This window comes from Rhizobium sp. SRI_017 (genome assembly GCF_057586295.1).
Map to the genome: position 1 here is coordinate 87,697 of NZ_JBYCZP010000024.1, position 6,844 is coordinate 94,540.

Consider the following 6,844-nt stretch of genomic DNA (forward strand, 5'->3'; position numbering starts at 1 on the left):
GAAATCCCTCAGCTTCGGAGTGTTTCAGCGAGCCGCTCGACCATCGCCTGACATGCGACCAGTTCGTCGACGCGGATGAATTCATCGGCGCGATGGGCGCGAGCGATGTCACCCGGACCGCAAATGATCGCGTCGATGCCCGCTGCTTGGTAAAGTCCGGCTTCCGTGCCGTAGCTCACCGCAGCCAGCGTTTCGGCTCCCGTCAGTTCTTCCATCAGTCGGGCAAGCGGCGCGTCAGCGGCAAGTGACAGCGCGGGGTAGGTGCTTAGAAGATCCCAGACCGTGTGAAAACCCTGCTGCGCCAGCGCATCGACGGCACGCTTTACCGGTTCAAGGACATCGGTGGGCGCGACGCCGGTGATCGCACGTGCTTCAATTTCCGCCGTCAGCAGGTCGGGGATGATATTCACTGCTTGTCCGCCGCATACTGTCCCGATCTGGAGCGAGGAATAGGGCGGCTCAAAGCTCGGGTCCAACCTGCTGCTCCGGAGCGCCTCAGCAGTGCGGACGGCAGCAAGAAGAACACAGGCGAAGGCATGGATCGCGTTCAAACCTTGATCGGGCCGCGACGAGTGGCCGGAGCGCCCGCGGATCTCAATTCTTGCAGCGGCCTTGCCCTTGTGGGCACGGATCGCGCGCAGGCTGCTGGGCTCGCCGATGATTGCGCCAATCGGCTTGGCACAAAGCTCGGGTAGTTGACGGATGAGATGAGGAACACCCTTGCAGCCGGCTTCCTCGTCATAGGAAAAGGCAAAATGAAGAGGCTGCGTCAGCTGCATATTGGCGATCATGGGGAGCGCGGCGAGTGCCGCAGCGAGAAACCCCTTCATGTCGCTCGTGCCTCGGCCGAAGAGCAGATCGCCATCCGCCCGCAGCCGAAACGGGTCAGACGTCCAGGTCGGCTCCAGTGCGGGAACGACATCCATATGTCCGGAGAGGATGTAACCGGGCACATGGTTGGGACCGATCGTCATGAAGAGATTGGCGCGGTCGCCTTCAGGTCCCGGCAGGACGGTCACTTTTGCACCGCAGCGTTCGGCATAGTCCCTAATCCATGCAACGATGTCGTCATTCGGCGTGCCGACGACGGAGGGAAAACCGACTAGCCGGTCGAGTATTTCCTTGGCGTTCATCGCAGGTCTCCTTGACGTAGGCTTCTAGCCGGCGCCCTGATCTCCACAATATCGCCTGGTGGGACCATTTCCTGCCGAACACTCCGTCCGGATCAGCAAGATCTATCGAATCTCCATATTCCGAAGCAGGATGTTTTGTGCGGGGCGCACATCGTACCAACGAGCAGTCGAGCTACTTGGCTAGCGACTGTGCTGCCTGCAACCGCGACCATTGCGGTGCGAATTCGGTGCGTGCGGATACACTAGGATCACGCACCGTCAGATTATTCCGAGCCGGCCTTGTATATGTCGGCAAGATCCGTCAGGTTCCAATTGCCACCGGTCAGGACCGCACAAACCTTTTCATCCGGCTTGATTTTTATGGAGCCCGCGAGCAGTGCTCCAATTCCGATCGAAGCCGCGGGTTCGGCGATCAGTTTGGCATCCTTAGCAAGTGCGCGCATGCCTGCGATGATATGCTCGTCTTCGACGAGAATGATTTCGTCGACGTATTTCTCAATTATTGGATACGGGTTCTGACCTGGAACGCTAATTCTCAGGCCATCGGCAATCGTGTTCTTCAGAGGCAACGAGGTCCGCTGCCCTTTGATCCGACTCTGATAGTATTTCGGCGTCAGCGCAGGCTCGGCACCGATGACTCGAATCGACGGTTTGGTTTCCTTGATGGCGGTCGCAATTCCGGAGATCAGGCCTCCACCGCCCAAGGGAACAATGACCGTGTCCACGTCCCCCAAATCTTCCAGAATTTCACAGCCGATTGTGCCCTGACCGGCCATGACCAGTGGGTCTTCGAAGCCATGGACAGTCGCGTAGTTGTTCTCTTCGGCGATTTCATAGGCCCGCTTCCACCGCGCAGCGGTGTCACCATCAAAAACAATGACCTCGGCGCCCAGTGCTTCGGTATTGGCAATCTTAATCTTGGGCGTGGTGGCAGGAACAATTATGACAACCTTCACGCCGAGCATTCGTGCCGCGTATGAGAGCCCTTGGGCATGATTGCCCGAGGAACTCGCGATGACGCCGTTCGCGATCTCTTCTCTCGGCAGCGAAAGCATCTTGTTCAGAGCGCCGCGAATTTTAAAGGCGCCGGTGATCTGCAGCGTTTCAGGCTTGAGATAGAGCTGACAACCTGCAGCCTTTTCGATCTTGTCAGCACGCAGCAACGGCGTGTGCCTGATATGGGGTGCCAATCGTTCGCGGGCTTCCCGAATGTCCTGGATAGTCGGATAGTCTAGCATGATGCTGCTCGCCTTAGTATGTTAGAACTGGCGTTTCCTTGATGCAAAGGATCGCCCTGATCGGAGATTGAGGTGTTTTCCGGCATCGGATCGCAAGTCAACGAAGTGACCGCCCATTCTGGACCTTCCAACCGCTTTGCCAATAGACCCTGCCGAGGTCAGGACTCGAAGAATTCGAAAAAGGTCCCAACGCTTTTTCCTATGGCATTGCTATAGATCTTCGAAGCGGTTGTGTTGTCTTGGATTGCCATTCCCGTGGAGTCGAAAATGGTCACCTCATCGTCGCGTTCTCTTCCCGCTTTCCTTCCCAGCAATATCTCTCCGATTTCGCCATGGATCCCGTCCTTGGTGATGATATGCTTGGCGAGCGGATGCCATGTCTCGCCTTTCTCGCTGCACTGCGCGATCGAATCGACGACCACTTTGGCGTTCCTGAATATCTCAGGATCCAGTTCCTGTTTGCCCCGTTGATCCGTGCCGATCGCGACGATATGCGTGCCGGGCTTTACCCAATCGGCTTCCACCAGCGAGCCTTTGCCCCTCGTCGTCGTAATCAGGATATCGGCCTGCTCGACCGCATCCTTCTTGGAGCGCGCAATGACGACGGGAATGCCGAACTCGCTTTCGATATCGGTTTTGTAACGGGAAAGCGTATCCGCGCTATTGTCCCATGCATGGATCTCTTCGATATCCATGACCTCCCGGATCGCTCGGATCTGCATTCTGGCCTGATTTCCGGTCCCGATCGACGTGATCCTGCGAGCATCTTTCCTCGCCAGCACCTTTACGGAAACGGCGCCGGCCGCGCCCGTTCTCAAGCCCGTGATCAGGCTGCCGTCCATAACGCAGATCAGCGCGCCGTTTCTGGCGTCGAACAACAGAATGGTCCCCATTCCATTAGGTACGCCGAATGCAGTCGGATTATCGACAAACCCTCCCGAAGACGTCTTCATCGAGATAAGTTCATTGGCTTTGTAGTGGCTGAGCTTGAAATCGATTTCGCTACCGGGCGACGGGAGATGCATTCCGATATAGTCGGGTTGCTCCACCTGATCGCTGTTGAAGGCCTTATATGCCTCCTCCACGGCGCCGATCACGTCCTGCATGCTGATCAATCCGCGGACGTCTTCTTTCTTGAGAAGCAGAGTTTTCACGAACATTCTCCCATCATTGGTGCGAAGGCAAAGACGCTAGGTTCGGCCCGAGAACTTAACCCAGACCGCCGATGTGGAAGCTCTTCATTTCCAAATATTCCTCAATGCCTGCCTGAGCTCCTTCGCGTCCCAGACCAGATTGCTTGACGCCGCCGAAGGGCGCCACTTCGGTCGATATCGCACCAGTGTTGAGGCCGATCATGCCGAACTCCAGCGCCTCGCCCACGCGCCAGGAGCGCTTCAGGCTCTCGGTGTAGAAGTAGGCAGCGAGGCCAAACGGTGTCCCGTTGGCAATCTCGATCGCCTCCTCTTCGGTTTCGAAAAGGAACAACGGGGCAACGGGGCCGAAGGTCTCTTCGGTGGCCAGCAGCATGTCGGTCCTTGCGCCGGTGAGCACGATCGGTGTTGTATATTGCTTGCCATCCACCAACGAGCGACCGCGAGCCGAAATCGTGGCGCCCTTTGCAAGCGCATCTTCCACGTGACGGTTGATCTTTTCTATGGCCGCGGTGTTGATCATCGGACCGATATCGACGCCCGCTTCGACGCCGGGACCGACTTTCATGGCGTTGACCCGGGCGCCCAGCTTCTCGGCAAAGACGTCATAGACGCCGGATTGTACCAGGATGCGGTTGGCGCAGACGCAGGTCTGGCCGCCATTGCGGAACTTCGAGGCGATGGCGCCTTCGACGGCAAGATCGAGATCGGCATCGTCAAAGACGATGAAGGGGGCGTTTCCGCCGAGCTCGAGACTCAGTCGCTTCACGCTGTCTGCGGCGCCGCGCATGAGCAGCGAGCCGACGCGCGTGGAACCGGTGAAGGAGATCTTCCGCACCGTTTCATTCGCCATCATTTCGTTGCCGATTTCTGCGGGCATGCCGGTGACGATGTTGATGACACCAGCGGGAATGCCGGCGCGCTCGGCAAGGATCCCGAGGGCGAGGGCTGAGAGCGGCGTGAATTCCGATGGTTTTATAACGACGGTGCATCCCGCAGCCAAGGCGGGAGCCACCTTGCGGGTAATCATCGCGTTGGGGAAGTTCCAAGGTGTGACGATCGCGCAGACGCCGACCGCCTCCTTCAGCACGACGATCCGGCGATCTGCCGTAGGCGACGGAATAGTGTGCCCGCCGATGCGACGGGCTTCCTCCGCAAACCATTTGACGAAGGAAGCGCCGTAGCGGATCTCGGCCCGTGCTTCATCGAGCGGCTTGCCCTGCTCGAGGGTGAGGAGCATCGCAAGATCCTCGAGATTCTCGATCATCAGCGTGTACCAGCGCTCAAGCAATGCGGCGCGTTCGGCGTTGGTCTTCTTCTTCCACGTCACGAATGCCTTGGCTGCCGCGTCGATCGCAGCACGGGTCTCAGCCTCTCCCATATCGGGGACGGTACCTATAGACGTCTGGCTGGCGGGGTTGATGACATCGATCGTCCTTGAAGAGGTGGCAGCCACCCAAGAGCCGTCGATGAGACCGGCTTGACGAAATAGATCCTTGTCCTTCAACTGATGCATGCTGTTTCTCCCTGGCTTTAGTGCCTTGCGTCTTCATCCATCCCGCTGGACGTCGGCCCGGCCGACCCGTCAAGACAGGCGTCGGTAGCTGCGGCGATCGGAGATCGAGATTTGATGCAGCCATTGACCCGTTCGATATAATCCTAGCGGGAACAAGAAGCAGAATGCGTCGGCCTGGGCTGCCTGGACGAAACAATATGATGTGGTTGCCTGCTCAACAGTGTTAAATGCGGAGAACACTCTAACGGCAGAAGAAGCACAATCCGAGCACCGCCGGCGTCAACGCCGTGCGCGATAGAATGCTATCTGATCCTGGATCCGGTAGCCTTGAATGATCGCAGGCATGAACCAAGGGTTGCCACTGTAAAGCGGAATTGACGCGGGCGGCCGGAAATCGAAAGCCGTACGAGCCTGCTCCGTGTGACCCAGGAGTTTATGAGCTGCGCGCGTTCCCACCCAGGGCGCCCAGATCACGCCTGAACCGCAGAAGCCGGTCGCGTAAACGACCCCTTCCCGCTCGAAGATCCTGGGCAGCATGTCGCGATGCATGGCAACATTGCCGAACCAAGTGTGAGCCAGTTTGACGTTTTCCAGCTCTGGAAACAGGTTGACGAGCCCGTTGCGGAGATAGAGCTTGGGTTCAATGGGATCGCCCGTACGTGAGCTGTCGCGCCCGCCGAGCAGAATACGTTTTCCATCCGGCGTGGGCCGGTAATAGAATCCAAGCTGACGGCCCTCCGTCATCATCATCTGCTTCGGCATCAGGCGCGCCATGACATCAGGTGCAAGCTCTTCCGTTACTATGATGCGGCTTCGGACCGGCACCAGCCGGCGACGCAGATAAGGAACTGCGCCGTCGGTGTACCCGTCTGTACAGACGAGAACTTGCCGAGCCCGCACTGGGCCCTCGGAGGTCGAAACCAGGAAGGCTGAACCCTCCTTTTCGATCGAGTTCACGCGAGTTCCAGAATGGATGGTCAACCCGGAAGCAAGCGCCACGCGCAACAATTCGGCGTGGAATTTGGCCGGGTGGAGTCCACCGATATCCATTCGCGCCATGCCGCCACGATAGAAGTCGGTGCCGATATATTTGCCTTGCTCGCGGTAGGGTACGCCGTATGCTTCAATGCCGAGCTTTTTCGCAAGAACGTCAGCGCCGCGGGCCGTCTTCTCATAGTCGTCGAACCCGACAACGCCTTTGAATTGCCCCGAAAGCCGGAAATCGCAGTTGAGCCCTTCAGTTTTGATCAGGTCATAGACGAATTCACGTGCGACCTTTCCTTCGGCCTCGATCGCGATCGCCTTCGCTTCGCCGAATCGTCGCGTGATTGTCGCGTAATCCAGTCGAATGCTTCCGCTCGTGATACCGCCATTACGGGATGAAGCACCCTCGCCGGGATTCATTGCATCAAACGCAGCGACCGACCGACCTTCGCGCGCGAGAACCAAGCCAGCCGACAGCCCTGCATAGCCGGCGCCGACGATCAAGACATCCAGGTTCTTGGCCAGAGGCTGCTTCGGCACGGGTCTTACAGGCGCTGCCTCCCACCAATATGGAGTATCCTTTTCGGCGATCTTACTATCTTTCATGAGCCTTGCTCTTTTCGTTGTTTTGACCTGGGCTAGAAGAGACAGCGTTGTCAGCTGTGATCGCCCCGCACATCAAGCGCGTCACGAAGCCCGTCGCCAATGAAGTTGAAGCTGGTGACTGCGATAGTAATGGCGGCGCCTGGGATGATTGCCAGCCACGGCGCGCTGTCGAGATACTGCTGGGCGCCATTCAACATATTGCCCCAGCTGGGCAGC

Annotated in this window: 5 protein-coding genes and 1 pseudogene; all 6 read right to left on the bottom strand. The window is 58.1% G+C overall.

Features of this window, described 5'->3' with window-relative positions:
- Positions 1–8 precede the first annotated feature (8 nt).
- Positions 9–1,133: an acetylornithine deacetylase gene (argE, locus tag AC2YI2_RS31920; protein WP_487390567.1), complete on the bottom strand. Its 1,125-nt coding sequence runs from the start codon at positions 1,131–1,133 to the stop codon at positions 9–11.
- 263 nt (positions 1,134–1,396) lie between these two features.
- Positions 1,397–2,371, bottom strand: a complete 975-nt coding sequence (locus AC2YI2_RS31925; RefSeq protein WP_487390568.1) for a threonine/serine dehydratase family protein — start codon at positions 2,369–2,371, stop codon at positions 1,397–1,399.
- A gap of 158 nt (positions 2,372–2,529) precedes the next feature.
- Positions 2,530–3,525: an ornithine cyclodeaminase family protein gene (locus AC2YI2_RS31930; protein ID WP_487390569.1), complete on the bottom strand. Its 996-nt coding sequence runs from the start codon at positions 3,523–3,525 to the stop codon at positions 2,530–2,532.
- Positions 3,526–3,580: 55 nt separating this feature from the next.
- Positions 3,581–5,038 (bottom strand): NAD-dependent succinate-semialdehyde dehydrogenase, encoded by a 1,458-nt coding sequence (locus AC2YI2_RS31935; RefSeq protein WP_487390570.1) that lies wholly within the window; start codon positions 5,036–5,038, stop codon positions 3,581–3,583.
- A gap of 279 nt (positions 5,039–5,317) precedes the next feature.
- Complete coding sequence (locus AC2YI2_RS31940; protein ID WP_487390571.1) at positions 5,318–6,628, bottom strand: NAD(P)/FAD-dependent oxidoreductase; 1,311 nt, start codon at positions 6,626–6,628, stop codon at positions 5,318–5,320.
- A gap of 50 nt (positions 6,629–6,678) precedes the next feature.
- A pseudogene (locus AC2YI2_RS31945) lies at positions 6,679–6,844 on the bottom strand (peptide ABC transporter permease); the annotation flags it as partial.

Bases quoted from the DNA above. Each gene is read 5' to 3' on its own strand.
- AC2YI2_RS31935 (WP_487390570.1), bottom strand. From the start codon at position 5,038: ATGCATCAGTTGAAGGACAAGGATCTATTTCGTCAAGCCGGTCTCATC.
- AC2YI2_RS31925 (WP_487390568.1), bottom strand. From the start codon at position 2,371: ATGCTAGACTATCCGACTATCCAGGACATTCGGGAAGCCCGCGAACGA.
- argE (WP_487390567.1), bottom strand. From the start codon at position 1,133: ATGAACGCCAAGGAAATACTCGACCGGCTAGTCGGTTTTCCCTCCGTC.
- AC2YI2_RS31940 (WP_487390571.1), bottom strand. From the start codon at position 6,628: ATGAAAGATAGTAAGATCGCCGAAAAGGATACTCCATATTGGTGGGAG.